At 70.8% G+C, this 16125-nt stretch carries 19 protein-coding genes; 16 read left to right on the top strand and 3 right to left on the bottom strand.

The window, feature by feature from the left end:
• Window positions 1–21: 21 nt before the first annotated feature.
• A complete protein-coding gene (locus MFF01_RS01135; RefSeq protein ID WP_238221612.1) occupies window positions 22–708 on the bottom strand; it encodes a helix-turn-helix transcriptional regulator in 687 nt (228 codons plus the stop codon).
• 88 nt (window positions 709–796) lie between these two features.
• Here MFF01_RS01135 and MFF01_RS01130 point away from each other — a divergent pair, with 88 nt between their 5' ends.
• Complete coding sequence (locus tag MFF01_RS01130) at window positions 797–1222, top strand: VOC family protein (protein ID WP_238221275.1); 426 nt, start codon at window positions 797–799, stop codon at window positions 1220–1222.
• Window positions 1223–1246: 24 nt separating this feature from the next.
• Here the strand turns inward: MFF01_RS01130 and hemJ are convergent, their stop codons facing one another.
• Entirely contained in the window at window positions 1247–1696 is a 450-nt protein-coding gene (gene hemJ, locus MFF01_RS01125) for a protoporphyrinogen oxidase HemJ (protein ID WP_238221274.1), read from the bottom strand.
• A complete protein-coding gene (locus tag MFF01_RS01120; protein ID WP_238221273.1) occupies window positions 1696–2826 on the bottom strand; it encodes a uroporphyrinogen decarboxylase in 1131 nt (376 codons plus the stop codon). The genes hemJ and MFF01_RS01120 overlap by 1 nt, the downstream gene beginning before the upstream one ends.
• Window positions 2827–3345: 519 nt before the next feature.
• Between MFF01_RS01120 and MFF01_RS01115 the strand changes: the two genes are divergently transcribed.
• The 15 genes from MFF01_RS01115 (at window position 3346) to ssuD (ending at window position 16097) form a co-directional block, all read left to right on the top strand.
• The gene (locus MFF01_RS01115) at window positions 3346–4176 is read left to right on the top strand and encodes a pyruvate, water dikinase regulatory protein (protein WP_238221272.1); all 831 of its coding nucleotides are present in this window, start codon (window positions 3346–3348) and stop codon (window positions 4174–4176) included.
• Complete coding sequence (locus MFF01_RS01110; RefSeq protein ID WP_238221271.1) at window positions 4173–5300, top strand: glycosyltransferase family 61 protein; 1128 nt, start codon at window positions 4173–4175, stop codon at window positions 5298–5300. Before MFF01_RS01115 ends, MFF01_RS01110 begins: the two co-directional genes overlap by 4 nt.
• Before the next feature lie 98 nt (window positions 5301–5398).
• A complete protein-coding gene (locus MFF01_RS01105; protein WP_238221270.1) occupies window positions 5399–5635 on the top strand; it encodes a hypothetical protein in 237 nt (78 codons plus the stop codon).
• 97 nt (window positions 5636–5732) lie between these two features.
• Entirely contained in the window at window positions 5733–6350 is a 618-nt protein-coding gene (locus MFF01_RS01100) for a Maf family protein (RefSeq protein WP_238221269.1), read from the top strand.
• Between the two features lie 41 nt (window positions 6351–6391).
• Complete coding sequence (locus tag MFF01_RS01095) at window positions 6392–7321, top strand: AEC family transporter (RefSeq protein ID WP_238221268.1); 930 nt, start codon at window positions 6392–6394, stop codon at window positions 7319–7321.
• Window positions 7322–7421: 100 nt separating this feature from the next.
• A complete protein-coding gene (locus tag MFF01_RS01090; protein WP_238221267.1) occupies window positions 7422–8402 on the top strand; it encodes a cation diffusion facilitator family transporter in 981 nt (326 codons plus the stop codon).
• Window positions 8399–9238, top strand: coding sequence for a shikimate dehydrogenase (locus MFF01_RS01085; RefSeq protein WP_238221266.1), 840 nt, complete (start codon window positions 8399–8401; stop codon window positions 9236–9238). Before MFF01_RS01090 ends, MFF01_RS01085 begins: the two co-directional genes overlap by 4 nt.
• The gene (coaE, locus tag MFF01_RS01080; RefSeq protein ID WP_238221265.1) at window positions 9235–9843 is read left to right on the top strand and encodes a dephospho-CoA kinase; all 609 of its coding nucleotides are present in this window, start codon (window positions 9235–9237) and stop codon (window positions 9841–9843) included. Before MFF01_RS01085 ends, coaE begins: the two co-directional genes overlap by 4 nt.
• A 58-nt stretch (window positions 9844–9901) precedes the next feature.
• Window positions 9902–10627: a DNA polymerase III subunit epsilon gene (gene dnaQ / locus MFF01_RS01075; RefSeq protein ID WP_238221264.1), complete on the top strand. Its 726-nt coding sequence runs from the start codon at window positions 9902–9904 to the stop codon at window positions 10625–10627.
• Window positions 10628–10844: 217 nt separating this feature from the next.
• On the top strand, window positions 10845–11285 hold the full coding sequence (locus tag MFF01_RS01070; protein WP_238221263.1) for a protein tyrosine phosphatase family protein: 441 nt from the start codon (window positions 10845–10847) through the stop codon (window positions 11283–11285).
• A 397-nt stretch (window positions 11286–11682) separates the two neighbouring features.
• Window positions 11683–12264, top strand: a complete 582-nt coding sequence (gene msuE, locus MFF01_RS01065) for an FMN reductase (RefSeq protein ID WP_238221262.1) — start codon at window positions 11683–11685, stop codon at window positions 12262–12264.
• On the top strand, window positions 12261–13211 hold the full coding sequence (locus tag MFF01_RS01060; RefSeq protein ID WP_238221261.1) for an aliphatic sulfonate ABC transporter substrate-binding protein: 951 nt from the start codon (window positions 12261–12263) through the stop codon (window positions 13209–13211). Before msuE ends, MFF01_RS01060 begins: the two co-directional genes overlap by 4 nt.
• Window positions 13212–13215: 4 nt before the next feature.
• Complete coding sequence (gene ssuC, locus MFF01_RS01055) at window positions 13216–14001, top strand: aliphatic sulfonate ABC transporter permease SsuC (RefSeq protein WP_238221260.1); 786 nt, start codon at window positions 13216–13218, stop codon at window positions 13999–14001.
• Between the two features lie 44 nt (window positions 14002–14045).
• A complete protein-coding gene (locus MFF01_RS01050; RefSeq protein WP_238221259.1) occupies window positions 14046–14903 on the top strand; it encodes an ATP-binding cassette domain-containing protein in 858 nt (285 codons plus the stop codon).
• 30 nt (window positions 14904–14933) lie between these two features.
• Window positions 14934–16097, top strand: a complete 1164-nt coding sequence (gene ssuD / locus MFF01_RS01045; RefSeq protein ID WP_238221258.1) for an FMNH2-dependent alkanesulfonate monooxygenase — start codon at window positions 14934–14936, stop codon at window positions 16095–16097.
• Window positions 16098–16125: the final 28 nt, after the last annotated feature.

Genomic DNA, 16125 nt, shown 5'->3' with positions numbered 1-16125 from the left:
ACGGCCCAGGTTCCCGGCGCCTCAGGCACGCGCCCGCAATTCCGTGAGATAGCTGCGCAGCAGGGATGCGCGGCGCGGCCGGAAGCTCGTCGCCTCGGCTCGCGCCTCCAGAATCCGGTCGGTCCGGAACATGCGGAACGCCTCGCGCAGGCAGCACCACGCCAGAACGACGAGCCGCCGGTCGGCATAGACGATGGCCAGCGGCAGGATCGTCCGCTCGGTGACCGTCCCCTCCCCGTCGGCGTACCGGAGCGAGACGGCCGTCTCCCGCCAGCAGCCGTTGCGGAGGGTGCTCATGTCGAGGCCGGACGGATAGCGCGCCTCGGGACGGTAGACGTGTGAAACGGCGTGGAACAGGTGCTGCTCGCTCGCGTCCGGCAGGGTCGCGGCGACCTTGGCGAGCACCGAGGCGGCGGCCTCCGCCAGGGCCGGATCGCCCATGTGCCTGACCTCGGCGAGCCCCAGGGCCAGGGCCTCGATCTCCATCCGGTCGAAGGTCTGCGGTGGTAGGGCGTGATCCTCGGTGAGTCGGTAGCCGTAGCCCCGCTCGCCCTCGATCCGGGCCCCGGCCGCCCGCAGGCTGTCGATGTCGCGATAGAGCGAGCGCAGGGAGACCCCGGTCTCCTCCGCCAGCCGCGCGGCGGTCACGGGCGCGGGCAGGACGCGCATCGCCTGGAGCAGCCGGAAGAGCCGGTCGGTGCGGGCCATCATTCAACTGCCGGAAACTGTCAGGAGGGGTGGCGTATCACGGCCTCGGCAGACCAGCCAAGGCAACCCCGGACGCAAAGAGGCCGACATGACCGTGAACGCCGTCACCCACCTGAACTTCCGTGGCGAGGCCCGTGCCGCGCTCACCTTCTACCAGGCCGTGTTCGGCGGCACGCAGACGGTCGTTACATACAAGGAGGCCGGGGCCGTCGAGGAGCCTGCCGAGGCCGATCGGGTGATCTGGGGTCAGGTGGTGTCCGACGCCGGCTTTCGGGTGATGGCCTTCGACGTGCCGTCGCGCCGTCCCTGGCATCCCGGGGAGGCCGCGTTCTTCGTCTCGGTGCGCGGCGAGTCCGCCGGCGAGATCACTGCCTACTGGGAGAAGCTCGTCGAGGGCGCGACGGTCCTGCAGCCCCTCGCCCCGTCGGTCTGGTCGCCCCTCTACGGCATGGTGACGGACCGGTTCGGCATCACCTGGGTGCTAGACGTCGCGGGCGATCCCGCCGCGCGCTGACCCCGCGCCGGGACGGCGCCGGCATCATCCCCACAGCGCCGGCTTCACCACCACCAGCACCACGATGGCGACCATCAGGAGCGTCGGCCCCTCGTTGAGCACCCGGTAGAATTTGTGGCCGCGGGTGTTCCGATCGGCGGCGAAGTCCTTGACCATGCGGGCGAGCCAGCCGTGGATGCCGGTCATGGCGAACACGAGGGCCGCCTTCGCCTGCAGCCAGCCGGCGGCGTAGAACCCGCTCTGCCAGGCGAGAGCGAGCCCAAACACCCAGGTGGCGATCATGGCCGGCGTCATGATCGCCTTGAGGAGCCGGCGCTCCATGATCTTGAAGGTTTCCGACTGCGCTTGCGCGTGCGGCCCGGGCACCAGGGAGGCGTGATAGACGAACAGGCGCGGCAGATAGAGCATCGCCGCCATCCAGGAGATGACGGCGACGATGTGGAGGGCCTTGATCCAGAGGTAGAGGCTGTCCATCAGCCGCGAAGCCGCTTCAGCATCTGCTCGACATGGGCGATGGGTGTCTGCGGCGTGATGCCGTGGCCGAGGTTGAAGATGTGCGGCAGGCCGTCCGTGGCCGCGAGCACGCCGTCCACCGCCGCGTCCAGGGCCGCACCACCTTCGATGAGCGTATCGGGATGGACGTTGCCCTGCGTGACCGTCGAGGCCGGCACACGGCCCCTGAGCGCCGCCAGATCCACCGACCAGTCAACGCCCACGGCATCGGCCGCCGTCTCGGGCACCACGCGGGCGTGACCGTCGAGGCCCGAGCCCCGGGCGAACACGATGATTCTCGCACCGGGCACGCGGGCGCGGACACCGGCGATCATCCGGGCGATGGGCTGGAGCGACCAGCGGGTGAGGGCATCGCGCTCGGTCCCCTCCGGGAGGGCGCTCTCGGCGACCTCGTTGACCGGGGCCTCCTCGGGCTCGGCAGTGCCGCGCGCGTCGGGGAGCGACCCGGCATGGGATTCGAAGATCTGCACGGCATCGGCCCCGGCCTCGAGCTGGCGCACGAGGTACTCGGTCTGCACCGTGACGAGGCGGTCGATGAGCGCCTCGACGAGGGCGGTGTCGTGGCGGGCGAGCGCCCGCGACGGCGCGAGGTCGGGCGTCCCGCGCCCACCGATCATGTAGCTCGCCACCGTCCAGGGCGCGCCGCAGAAGCCGAGCAGCGTGGTCTCGCGGGGAAGCTCGGCCCGCAGGCGCCGCACCGTCTCGAACACGGGGGCCAGGTGCGAGAAGATCGCCGGATCGTCGGCCTGGCGCAGGCGCTCGAACTCGGCCCGGCCCGCCATCGGATCGAGGCGCGGCCCCTCCCCTTCGACGAAGCGCACGTTCTGACCCAGGGCGTCGGGGATCACGAGGATGTCGGAGAACAGGATCGACGCCTCGAACCCGAAGCGGCGGATCGGCTGCAGGGTGACCTCGGTGGCGAAATCCGGATTGTAGCAGAGGTCGAGGAACGAGCCGGCCCTGGCGCGGACCTCCCGGTACTCGGGCAGGTAGCGGCCAGCCTGACGCATCATCCAGGCGGGCGGCCGCGCCTGCGCCTCGCCGGAGAGCACCCGCAGGACCACGCGGTCCGCCCCATCACCCTGGCTCATCCGATCTCCGACACTCAAGCTCCGTGACCGGGTTGTAGCACCGATGACCCGGCTGTCTCCCCTCGAAAACCGTCCTGACCGTCCTTCGAGACGAGATCGCCACGGATCGATCCCCACACGGCCCTTCTAAAAGGAAAGAGAGATTCTAGGACTCTGTTTTTTCTTTTAGGGGGCCGGATGACGGGAGCGGAAAAACGTCCACAGGCCGTCCCCGCCGCCACGGCGTTAAGAGGGCTTTAACAGATTGGGAGCAATGTCCCGGATAGACGATGCCGAACAGTGCCTTGCGCACTGCGCTGCGCCGCCCGGCGCCGCATGGTCCCTGATTCTCCCAAAACCGCGTCGCGGCGACGTGCGTCGGACGGCGTGTGTACGCCAGAGTCGACAAGTCGGGGCAGCTCTTGCCTGGACCCCGGTGGCGAGCCGGCTTATCCACATTCATCGACTCCCCTGAGGCGCAGGCGGTGGACAGGGCCGGACCACTCCTTGTCTCCTGATCGCAAGGAGACCGCTTTCGCGATGAGCCGCAGCTACTTCCACCTTCATCTCGTGTCGGATTCCACCGGCGAGACCCTGATCAATGTCGGGCGCGCGGCGGCCGCCCAGTACGAGGGCGTCTCGGCCATCGAGCACGTCTATCCCCTCGTGCGGTCCGGGCCGCAGCTCGAGCGGGTGATCTCGGAGATCGAGGCCGCGCCCGGTCTCGTGCTCTACACCCTGGTCGGCCATGATCTCACCGAGCGCCTGGAGGCGGCCTGCCGCGAGACAGGCTCGCCCTGCCTTTCCGTGCTCCAGCCCGTGCACGCCCTGCTGCAATCCTATCTGGGCGCGGATTCGACGGCCCGGCCCGGCGCCCAGCACATGCTCAACGCCGAGTACTTCAAGCGCATCGACGCCATGAACTTCACCCTGGCGCACGACGACGGCAACCTGCCCCTCGACGTCGACGAGGCCGACGTGATCCTGGTGGGCGTGAGCCGCACCTCGAAGACGCCCACCGCCATCTATCTGGCCAATCGCGGGCTTAAGACCGCGAACTTCCCCCTCGTGCCCGGAATGCCGTTGCCGGCCTCCCTCGAGCACGCACGCAAGCCCCTCCTCGTCGGCCTGCTGGCGAGCCCCGAGCGCATCGTCCAGATCCGCCAGAACCGCCTGCTCAGCCTCAAGGCCGACGATTCCTCCCTCTATGTCGATCGCGGGGCGGTGGCCGACGAGATCGCGGCGTGCCGGCGCCTGTGCACGAAGCACCGCTGGCCGACCATCGACGTGACGCGCCGCTCCATCGAGGAGACGGCCGCCGCCATCCTCGACCTGCATCGCGAGCACCGGCTGAAGTTCCTCGTGGCGTGAGCGCGGGGGGCCGGCCCATCGCGGACGCCGCCGTCGATCTGCGCGCCTCCGTGGAGGGCGGGCGCGGATCGATGATCGCGGTGGGCCGGGCCCATCGCGCGCAGCTTGCGGCGCCGTCGCTGCTCCTCGGCGCCGTCACCGACGATTGGCTGCGCCTCTACCACGCCCAGAGCGTCGTCCTCGGCGCCGCCGTCTACCGCCTGCGCGACGCCACTGTGCTGGGCGAGGGGATCGTGATGACGGAGGGGCGCTTCAACGTCGGTCATGACCTCAACGTCGGCCCGGACTACATCGCGGCCCATTACGCGCCGGCCCAGGCGTGGTTCGCCCAAGCGCCGCGCCGGTACATTCACGACCCCGTCGTGCTCCTCACCGGAGCGGGCCATCTCGGCTACGGCCACTGGCTCGTGGATTTTCTGCCCAAACTCCATCTGCTGCGCCTGATCGGTGAGCGTCTCAGCCGGCTGACGTTCCTGATGCCGTCGGACACGCCGGATTTCGCGCGGCACTGGCTCGCGCTCCTCGGGATCGCGCCGCACCAATGCGCCTTCTACGAGCGCACGCGCGAAGTGGTGCTGTGCCGGGACCTCGTGGTTCCCTCGGCGCTGCGGTTCGGCAGCCGGGTGTCGCCCCTGTTCGTGCAGGCCTGTGCCGCCCTCCGCGCGGCCGCGGCACCCCGGTGCCTCGGACCTTTCCGCCGCCCTTCAAGGCAGAAAATCTTCGTGGCGCGCTCGGTGAATGCCCTCACCCACAGCAGCCGGGCCCTGCGCGAGCGCGCCCTGTTCGAGGAGACGGCGCGCCGGCGGGGGTTCGCCATCGTGTCCCCCGAACGGCTCGGCATCCGCGAGCAGGTGGCGCTGTTCGCCTCCGCCGGGACCCTCTGCGGCGAGTACGGGTCCGGGCTCCACGCCTCGATGTTCTCGCCGCCCGGCACCCTCGTGATGGCGGCGCGGGACAACACGGCCGATCTCGGATTCCTGCAATCGGGCATCGATCAGGCCCTCGATCACCGCAACGGCTACGTCCTCGGCGCGGCGGCGCCGGACGGGGGCGGCTTCGGCGTCGATCCCGCCGATCTCGACCTCGCCTTCGACTGGATCGACTGGGGCCGACCGAACGCCTGACGACGCGGGACCGCCTCGTCCCGTCCGGTGCACGCCTCGCGCGAACCAACCGGGGGCCAGGCCGGTTGACGCGGTATCCGCTCCGCCTGGAATGCCCGATGCCGCATCGTCTCGCCCGCGCCGCCCTCCTGTCCTTCATCGTCGGATGGCCGGTCGCCGCCGCCGTCTCGCCCGCCGAGGCCGGCCGGGCGCAGGACTATCAAAGCCGCAACAAGAGCCACAAATATTCCTGCCGCCCGCCGCTGAAATTCGCGGCCGGCGCCTGCGTCGCCCGGTGTCCGGGCGGCTTCCAGGACGAGGGCCGCTATTGCCGCTTCCGCAGCATGCGTCGCTGACTGAGTTCGCGCCGCGACGAAGCGGTTCGGGGGACGAGGGACCGCGCGGCACACCCGTGCGGCTTGTCGTGTCGCGGCGATCCGTGACACTGGGGCGATGGATTCCCCCTCTTCTCCGTGGCGCGGTGCCGAACCGCTCCTCCTCGCCTCCACCAGCCCGACGCGGCGCGCGCTGCTCGCGGCCGCCGGCCTTGCCGTCGAGACCCGGAGTCCCGGCGTCGACGAGCGCGCCGTCGAGGCCGCGTGCCTCGGCCTCGCTCCCGCCGACCTCGCCCGGCGCCTCGCCCTCGCCAAGGCCGAGGCGGTGGCCGCTTGTGCCCCGGATCGGATCGTCGTCGGGGCCGATCAGGTGCTCGAATGCGACGGCGCGGTGTTCCACAAGCCGGCCGATGCCGACGCGGCCCGGGCGCAGCTCGGGCGCCTCGCCGGGCGCACCCACCGTCTCCACTCCGCCGTGGCCCTGATCGGCGCCAGCGAGACCGAGACCTTCGTCGAGACGGCGCACCTCACCCTGCGGCCCCTCGCGCCCGAGGCCATCGCCGCCTACGTGGCCCTGGCCGGACCGGGCGCCACGGCGAGCGTCGGCGCCTATCAACTCGAGGGCCTCGGCATCCATCTGTTCTCCGAGATCGTCGGCGATCACACCACGATCCTCGGCCTGCCGCTTCTTCCGCTCCTGGCCCGCCTGCGCGCCCGCGACCTGCTGGCGTTCTAGATGTCCGATCGGGAACTCGGCCTCGCCGCGGCGGGGCCGCGATGATCGCCTCGGTCGTCCTCGCCCTGGTGCCCATCGGCCTGCTGATCGCCCTCGGCGCCGGTCTGCGCCGGACCGGCATTCTCGGGCAGACGTTCTGGCCGCAGGCCGAGCGCCTCAGCTATTACGTGCTGCTGCCCGCCCTGTTCGTGCATGGGCTGGCCACGGCCCATCTCGACGGCGTGCCGGTCTTCGCCTTCGCCGTCGTCCTCATCGTCTCCACCTGCACCGTCGCCGTCGCCCTCCTGGCGGCGCACCGACGCCTCGGCTTTCGCGGGCCCGCCTTCACCTCGGTGTTCCAGGGCGGGATCCGGTTCAACAATTACGTCGGCGTCTCGGCGACCATCGGGGTCTTCGGAGCGCAAGGCGTCGCCCTGGCGGCGGTGGCGAACGCCGCCATCGTGCCGACCGTGAACATCCTGTGCGTCCTCGTCTTCGCCCGCTTCGGCACCGGCGGGCGGCCGAGGCCGGCCGCCATCCTGCGCCAGCTCGGCCTCAATCCCCTGGTGGTCGCCTGCTGCGGCGGAATCCTGCTCCAGGCGACGGGCCTCGGCCTACCGCCGGGGCTCGAGCCGATGCTCAAGGCCCTGGGCCAAGCGTCCCTGCCCCTTGGCCTCCTCTGCGTCGGCGCCGCCCTCGACCTCTCGGCGGCCCGGACCTGGATGCGGCCGGTCCTCGTCGCCTCGGGGATCAAGTTCCTGGTGATGCCCGTCGTGACGGTGCTCGCCTGCCGCGCCCTCGGCCTGCACGGACCGGCGGCTGCCACCGCCCTCATCTTCCAGGTGCTGCCGACGGCCTCCTCCTCCTTCATCATGGCGCGCCAGCTCGGCGGGGACGCCCCCCTGATGGCCGGCATCATCGCGGCCCAGACGCTGCTCGCCGGCCTCGCCATTCCCCTGGTTCTGCTGAGCCTCCAGGGGATCGCCGTCTGAATCGGACCCGCGTCGCCATCCCGGCTGGATCGTGGCGGGCATCATCGTTAAGGGCACCCGACGGCTGCAACATCCTTCGGCCGGGCGCCACGGAGACTCCATGGCCGGACATCACCACGACCACGATCACGTGGGCCATGATCACGTGGGCCATGATCACGGCCATCGCCACAGCCACGGCGGGCATGGCGGCCACAGCCACGCCCCGGCCTCGTTCGGGCGGGCCTTCGCCATCGGCATCGCCCTCAACACCGGGTTCGTGATCGTCGAGGCGGGCTACGGCTTCGCCTCGCAATCCATGGCCCTCGTGGCGGATGCGGGCCACAACCTCTCCGACGTGCTCGGCCTCGCCGTCGCCTGGATCGCCTCGGTGCTGGTCAAGCGCGCCCCGAGCCCCCGCTTCACCTACGGTCTGCGCGGCTCCTCGATCCTCGCCGCCCTGTTCAACGCCGTGTTCCTGCTGGTCGCCACGGGAGCCATCGCCTGGGAGGCGATCCTGCGTCTCATGAGCCCCGAACCGGTGGCGGGCGTGACCGTGATGGTGGTGGCCGGCATCGGCATCGCGATCAACGGCGCCACCGCCCTGCTGTTCGCCTCCGGCAAGGGCAGCGACATCAACATCCGCGGCGCCTACCTTCACATGGCGGCCGATGCCGCCGTCTCCCTCGGCGTCGTGCTCGCCGGCCTCGCCATCGTCCTCACGGGCGCCCTGTGGATCGACCCCGTGGTGAGCCTGATCATCGCCGGACTCATCGTCTGGATGACCTGGGGCTTGCTGCGCGACAGCATGATCATGGCCCTTTCGGCGGTGCCGCCGAACATCGACCCGGAGGCCGTGCGCGGCTTCCTCGCGGCCCGGCCCGGCGTCGCCATGCTCCACGATCTCCACATCTGGCCCATGAGCACCACGGAGATCGCGCTGACCGCCCACCTCGTCATGCCGGGCGGCCACCCGGGCAACGTGTTTCTCCTCGGCCTCGCCGAGGATCTGCGAAAGACCTTCGGCATCGGGCACGCCACCGTGCAGATCGAAGGGGCGGACGGCCCCGCCTGTATCCTGGCCCCGGAGGACGTGGTGTGACGAAGGCCTTCGTTGTCGGACATCCCATCGCCCATTCGCGCTCGCCCCTGATCCACGGTCACTGGCTCGCCGAGCATGGGATCGAAGGCTCCTACGAGCGCGTCGACGTGGCGCCCGACGCGTTCCCGGAATTCCTCCGGACCCTGCGCGCGTGCGGGTTCACGGGCGGCAACGTCACCATCCCGCACAAGGAGGCGGCGTTCGCCCTGGTCGACGTCTTGACCCCGCGCGCGAAAGCGATCGGGGCCGTCAACACCGTGTCGTTCGATGCGCAGGGCCGTCTCGTCGGCGACAACACCGACGCGCCGGGCTTCATCGCCCATCTCGACGGAAGTCTCGGCGCCGATTGGGTGGAGCGCAGCGGCGGGACTGCCCTTGTGCTCGGGGCCGGGGGCGCCGCGCGGGCCATCGTGGTCGGCCTTCTCGAACGCGGGCTCACCCGCATCCGCGTCGCCAACCGCACGCGGGCCCGCGCCGAGGCGCTCGTCGCCCTCGACCCCGAGCGGGTCGCCGCCTGCGACTGGGCCGACCTGCCGGCGGCGCTCCCCGGCACCGGTCTCCTCGTCAACACCACGTCCCTCGGCATGGTCGGCCACGGCGCCCTCGACCTCGACCTGACGCCGCTGCCGGCCACGGCTTGCGTCGCCGACATCGTCTATGTGCCCCTGGAGACCCCGCTGCTCGCCGCAGCCCGGGCGTGGGGCCTGCCCGCCGTCGATGGGCTCGGGATGCTGCTGCACCAGGCCGTGCCGGGTTTCGAGCGCTGGTTCGGCGTGCGGCCCGCCGTGACGCCGGCCCTGCGCGAACGCCTCGTCGCGGATCTGCAGGGCCGATGAGCCGGCCCGTCATCCTCGGCCTCACCGGCTCCATCGGCATGGGCAAATCCGCCACCGCCGCGATGTTTCGCGCGCGCGGCGTGCCCGTCCACGATGCCGATGCGGCGGTCCATGCCCTCTACGCGCCGGGCGGTGCCGCCGCCCGCGCCATCGGGGCGGCGTTTCCCGGCACCCTGGCTGAGGATGGGTCCGTCGACCGGGCCCGCCTGCGGGCCGCGGTGATCGGCAAGCCAGAGCGCCTCGCCGCCCTGGAAGCCCTGGTCCATCCCCTCGCCCGCCAGGCGGCGTCCGACTTCCTCGCCGCTCACGCCGACGCGCCCGTGGCGGTCCTCGACATTCCCCTCCTGTTCGAGACGGGGGGGGACACCCGGTGCGACGCGGTCCTGGTCGTCACCGCTCCGGCCGAGGTCCAGCGTGCGCGGGTGCTCGCCCGCCCCGGCATGGAGGCCACCGCCTTCGCGGCGATCCTCGCCAAGCAGATGCCCGATGCCGAGAAGCGGGCGCGGGCGGATTTCGTCCTCGATACGAGCCTCGGCTTCGCCCATGCCGAGGCTGAGGTCGACGCGATCCTGAGGCGGCTGCGCGCAACGCCCGCTCCGCCTTGAACCCGCCGGGTCTCGGGCGCATGGTCGGCCTCTTTCCGATCCTCCATGGGCCCGAGCGATGCTGCGCGAGATCGTCCTCGATACCGAGACCACCGGCACGGACGCCAAGAACGGCGACCGCCTCATCGAGATCGGCTGCGTCGAACTCATCAACCACGTCCAGACTGGGGTGACCTTCCACCGCTATTGCAACCCGACGCGTCCGGTCTCCCAGGGCGCGTTCGGAGTCCACGGCCTCTCGGATGCGTTCCTGGCCGACAAGCCGCTGTTTGCCGACATCGTCGACGACCTGCGCGACTTCCTGCGGGATTCGCCCCTGGTGATCCACAACGCACCGTTCGACGTCGGCTTCCTCAACATGGAATATGCGCGGCTGGGCGCCGCGGCGCCCCCGCCCATCGATCTCGCCGACGTGGTCGACACCCTGCAGATGGCCCGGCGCAAGCACACGGGCGCGTCGAACACCCTCGACGCCCTGTGCGTGCGCTACGGCATCGACACCACCCGGCGCACGAAGCACGGGGCGCTCCTCGATTCGCAGATCCTGGCGGAGGTCTATGTCGAGCTGCTCGGCGGCAAGCAGACGAGCCTGGGACTTGCTGCCGTCGAGACCGTGACGGCCGAGACCGGCCCGGCGCTGGCCGACGACGGGATCCCCCTCGGGCCCCGCCGCCTGCGCCATCGCCTCACCCCGGAGGAGAGCGCCCGCCATGCCGCTTTCCTCGCCACCCTCGGACCGTCCTCCGTGTGGCGCGACTACCTCGGCGAGGACGCCACGGCCTGAGACGGTTTTCGGTTGATCGCCTCTGATCCGTAAGACGCAACGAGCCCCCTCTCCTGGAAGGAGAGGGTTGGGGTGAGGTGTGGGCCCTCTCCGGAAAAGGTCACACACCTCACCCTGTCCCTCTCCTTCCAGGAGAGGGGACCCGCGCCTGTGACGGACCGAATGGATCAACCGGAAACCGTATGACTCAAGCGAGAGAACACACGGGAGGAGATCCATGAGACTGACCCGAATCGACGACACCCTCTCGGTGGCGAGCCAGCCGACGCTCGCCGAGATCGAAGCCCTGAAGGACGCGGGCGTGACCGCGCTCATCAACAACCGGCCCGACGGTGAGGAGCCCGGCCAGCCCGGCACGGCGGCCGAAGCGGTCGCCGCCGCCAGCGCCGGCCTCGCCTATCACCACCTGCCGGTGACGGGTCCCACCCTCGGCCGCGCCGAGATCGACGCGTTCCGCGCGGCGGTGAAGGCCGCCCCCGGCCCCGTGATTGCCCATTGCCGCTCCGGAACGCGCTCCTTGACCCTTCACGTCCTCGCCGCCGTCCTCGACGGCCGCATGCGGCGCGACGAGGTCCTGGCCTTCGGCACCCGGCATGGCTTCGACCTCACGGGTGCCCTCGCCTGGCTCGACGCCAACGCGCCCGACACCGCCGGCTGATCCGGCCTCCGCGTGATCGAAGCGGTCGCCGGATCGCGAAGCCCGCATCCATTCCCGCCGGATTAGTTCGGCGAAGCGGTGAAACGCGGGTTCCCTCTCCTTCCAGGAGAGGGGGCTGGTTGCGCCCGTTCGACCCGGAGCGATGACCCGGCGACGGAATGACACCCCCGGCTGACGCGATGGTGCGGGGCACCCGGGATTTCGAGGGCTGCGGGCGCGACGCGAAAGAATATCCTGTTCGCGGTCGGGATCGAGACTAAGTTCATCTTTGTCCGGTCCGATCTTTGCGGGAACGTTTTATTGACCGACGGGTGACCGTGGGACATCTTTTCGTGAAGACAGCGTTGCTTCTCGCGATGCTGTTTATCCTTTGAAAAGCTGTCCGATCGGAACCGTCATGACCCGTCCCCGCATCGTGGGTTTCAGCGCGAACCTGCAGCGCCCCTCGAAGACACGCAGCCTCGTCGAGGCTGTCGCGGCGCAGACCGAGACCCAGGTCCAGGCCGAGATCCAGCTGTTCGACATGGTCGATGCCGGTGCCGCCCTTGGGGCGGCCTGGTCGCGCCAGGATCTGTCCCTGCCGGCCCGGCGCATCGTCGAGGCCATTGAGGGGGCCGACGCCCTCATCGTCGGCTCGCCGGTCTACAAGGGCGCCTATACGGGCCTGTTCAAGCACCTGTTCGACCTCGTCGATCCGACGGCGCTCGCGGGCAAGCCCGTCGCCATCGTCGCCACGGGCGGCGGTGCCCGCCACGCCCTTGTGGTCGAGCACGCCTTCCGGCCCCTGTTCGGGTTCTTCGGGGCGCTCGCCCTGCCCACCGCCGTCTACGCGTCCGACGCCGACTTCACCGACGGTGCCCTCACCGAACCCGGCGTGCGCGCCCGTGTCGCCGATGCGGCCGGGCAGCTCGCCGGCCAACTCATCCACGCCTCGGCCGCGCGCCAGACCGCCCGCGCCGTGGCCGGAGCCGCCCGATGATCGACCGGCGCACCCTCCTCACGGCGGCCCTCGCGGCGGCGGCCGGTTCCGCCGCTCCCCTGTCCGCCCGCGCGGCGGACCCGGTGTTCCGCATCGGCTATCAGAAGAACGGCATCCTCGTCGTCGCCAAGCAGCAGGGCGTCCTTGAGGCGCGTCTGAAATCCCTCGGATACGCCGTGGCCTGGACGGAGTTCTCGTTTGGTCCGCCGCTCCTCGAGGCGCTCAACCTCGGGAGCATCGATTTCGGCCAGACGGGCGACGCCCCCCCGATCTTCGCGCAGGCGGCGGGGAGCAACCTCGTCTACGCCGCGGCCCAGGGCGCGGCCGGGTCGGGGGCGGCGATCCTCGTGGCGGAGGGCTCCCCCATCCGCACCCTGGCCGATCTCAAGGGCAAGCGCGTCGCCTTCGCCAAGGCGTCGAGTTCCCATAACCTCACCCTGGCGGCCCTGGCGAAAGCCGGCCTGACCTACGCCGACATCGTCCCCGTGACCCTGGCGCCGGCGGATGCGGCGGCCGCCTTCGCCAGCGGGCAAGTCGATGCCTGGACGATCTGGGACCCCTACTTCGCCATCGCACAGGGGCGTCCCGGCGTGCGCGTCCTGGCGCTCGCGACGGACATCGCCCGGCCCAACAACTTCTTCCTCGCCAACCGCACCGTGGCGCAGGCCCGGCCCGAGATCGTGAAGGCCGTGATCGAAACCCTGTCCGGCGTGGCGACGTGGTGCGAGGCCAACCGGCCCGCCGTCGCGGACCTGCTGTCGCGCGGCACCGGGGTGCCGCTCGCCGCCACCGAGCGCGCCGTCGCCCGCACGGACTACGTCATCGGCCCGATGACGCCCGAACTCGTGGCCGAGCAACAGGCCATCGCCGACCGCTTCCACGCGGCCGGTCTCATCCCGAAGCCCATCCGCGTCGCCGACGCCGTGTGGGCGGAGGCGAAGGGTTGATCCCATGGCACGTCCCCGCATCCTCGACGGCGCAGCCCAGCGCCTCACCCCCTGGCTGCTGCCGCTCGGCATCGTCCTCGGCTGGCAGGCGGCGAGTTCCGCCGGCCTCGTCTCGACCCGGTTCATGCCGGCCCCCCTCGACGTGATCGCGGCGGGCTGGCAGCTCGGCCGCACCGGCGAACTCTGGGCCAATCTCTGGATCAGCACCCTGCGGGCGCTGGCGGGCTTCGCCGTCGGCGGCGGCATCGGCTTTGCCCTCGGCCTCGCCAACGGCCTGTCGCGGGTCTCCGACCGGCTCACCGACACCACGGTGCAAATGGTGCGCAACGTGCCCCATCTCTCCCTCATCCCCCTGGTGATCCTGTGGTTCGGCATCGGCGAGGAGGCCAAGCTCTTCCTCGTGGCGCTGGGCGTGTTCTTCCCCGTCTACGCCAACACCCTGCACGGCATCCGCTCCGTCGATCCGCAGCTCGTGGAGATGGGCCGGGTCTACGGCCTGTCGCCGTGGAGCCTGTTCACCCGGGTGGTGCTGCCCGGGGCCTTGCCGTCGATCTTCGTCGGCCTGCGTTACGCGCTGGGCATCATGTGGCTCACCCTCATCGTGGCGGAGACGATCTCGGCCTCCTCGGGGCTCGGCTACATGGCGATGCAGGCCCGCGAGTTCATGCTCGTCGACGTCGTGGTCCTCGCCATCGTGATCTACGCGGCGTTGGGCAAGCTCGCCGACGTGCTGACCCGCTGGCTCGAGCGCACGTGCCTGGCCTGGAATCCCGCCTACCGGACCGTCTGAGGCTGAAAGCCTCGCTCCCGCCTAGACTTTCAACGGATCTGGCTATGATTGCCACCGCCCTGCGCGCCCACGACGCCGCGCCCGAAACCCTGCCCCTCTGGCAGCCGGCCGACAGGCCGGCGAAGGAACCGCCCCCCCGCGCCCGACAGCCGGAGAGCGCCGCCACGGGCGGCCTCGCCGTCACCGTCCGCGACCTGTCGAAGGCCTTCGACGGCCACACGGTGATCGAGAACCTCGACCTCCACATCCCGGCCGGGCAGTTCGTGGCCGTGGTCGGCCGCTCGGGCTGCGGCAAGAGCACCCTGCTGCGGCTCATCCTCGGCCTGGAGCAGCCGAGTTCCGGCCGCGTCGTCCTCGAATCCGAGGCGGTGCGGGCGCCCCCGAAGCGCATCATGTTCCAGGAGCCGCGCCTCCTGCCTTGGGCCAATGTGGCGGACAACGTCGCCGTGGGCCTGGGCGAGACCGGCACCAAGGCCGAGCGCCGCGCCCGCGCCCTCAGCGCTCTCTCCGAAGTCGGCCTCGCCGACAAGGCCTGGGTCTGGCCCGCCACCCTGTCGGGCGGCCAGCGCCAGCGCGTGGCGCTGGCCCGCGCCCTCGTCTCACGCCCCGGCCTTCTGGCCCTCGACGAGCCCCTGGGAGCCCTCGACGCCCTCACCCGCATCGGCATGCAGGCGATGATCGAGGAGATCTGGCGGTCGCAGGGGTTCACCGCCCTCCTGGTCACCCACGACGTCTCCGAGGCCGTCGCCATGGCCGACCGCATCCTCGTCGTCGAGGACGGGCGCGTCGCCCTCGACGTGAAGGTGGAGGTGCCCCGCCCCCGCCGGCGCGGCGACCCCATCCTGGCGGCCCTCGAAGGCCGCATCCTCGATCATCTCCTCAAGACCCACGCGCCGGCCTGAGCCGCGCCCCTTCATTTCGGAAAGTTCTCCATGACCGGTCAGACCGACGTTCTCTGGTTCCTGCCCACCCACGGCGACGGCCGCTACCTCGGCGCCTCGGAGGGTGCGCGGGCCGTGACCCTGCCGTATCTCCGCCAGATCGCTCAAGCGGCGGACGAGCTCGGCTATTACGGGGTGCTCCTGCCCACGGGTCGCTCCTGTGAGGATTCCTGGGTGGTGGCCTCGGCGCTCGCCCCCCTGACCCAGCGCCTGCGCTTCCTCGTGGCCGTGCGCCCCGGCCTGCAGGAGCCGGCTGTCGCCGCCCGCATGGCCGCGACCCTCGACCGGATCTCCGACGGGCGCCTCCTCATCAACGTGGTGACGGGCGGCGACCCGGTGGAGCTGCGCGGCGACGGCGTGTTCCTCGACCACGACGAACGCTACGTCGTCACCGACGAGTTCCTGCACATCTGGCGCGGGCTGATGGCCGGCGAGACCGTGAGTTTTGAGGGCAAGCACCTCAAGGTCGAGGAAGGCCGGGTGATCTTCCCGCCCGTGCAGAAGCCCTATCCGCCGCTCTATTTCGGCGGCTCGTCGCCCGCCGGCATCGAGGTCGCGGCCGAGCATTGCGAGGTTTATCTGACGTGGGGCGAGCCCCCGGCCGGCGTGGCTGAGAAGATCGCCAGGGCCAGGGAGGCCGCCGACCGCAAGGGCAAGACCTTCTCGTACGGCATCCGCCTGCACGTCATCGTCCGCGAGACCGAGGGCGAGGCCTGGGCGGCGGCGAACGACCTCATCTCGCGCGTCGACGACGCCACCATCGCGCGGGCGCAGGCGACCCTGAAGCGCCAGGATTCCGTCGGTCAGAGCCGGATGATGGCCCTGCATGGCGGCGACCGGACGAAGCTCGAGGTCTCGCCCAATCTCTGGGCCGGCGTCGGCCTCGTGCGCGGCGGGGCCGGGACCGCCCTAGTCGGCTCGGCCGATCAGGTCGCCGACCGGATGAAGGAGTACATCGACCTCGGCATCGACCGGTTCATCCTCTCCGGCTACCCGCACCTCGAGGAAGCCTACCGCTTCGCCGAACTCGTGTTCCCGAAGCTCCCCTTGCGCGCCACCACCGGCGTCGCGCCGAGCAACGCCCGCAACGACGGCCCCTTCGGCGAGGTCATGGCCAACGATATCGTGCCGACCCGGCAGGTGTCGGCGCACTGAGGCTGATCGTCTTTCATCATTGAACGCT

The sequence above is a fragment of the Methylobacterium adhaesivum genome (genome assembly GCF_022179065.1).
Lineage (GTDB): Bacteria > Pseudomonadota > Alphaproteobacteria > Rhizobiales > Beijerinckiaceae > Methylobacterium > Methylobacterium adhaesivum.
Note: the sequence above shows the minus strand (reverse complement) of the source record. Positions and strands in the feature narration are given on the sequence as shown.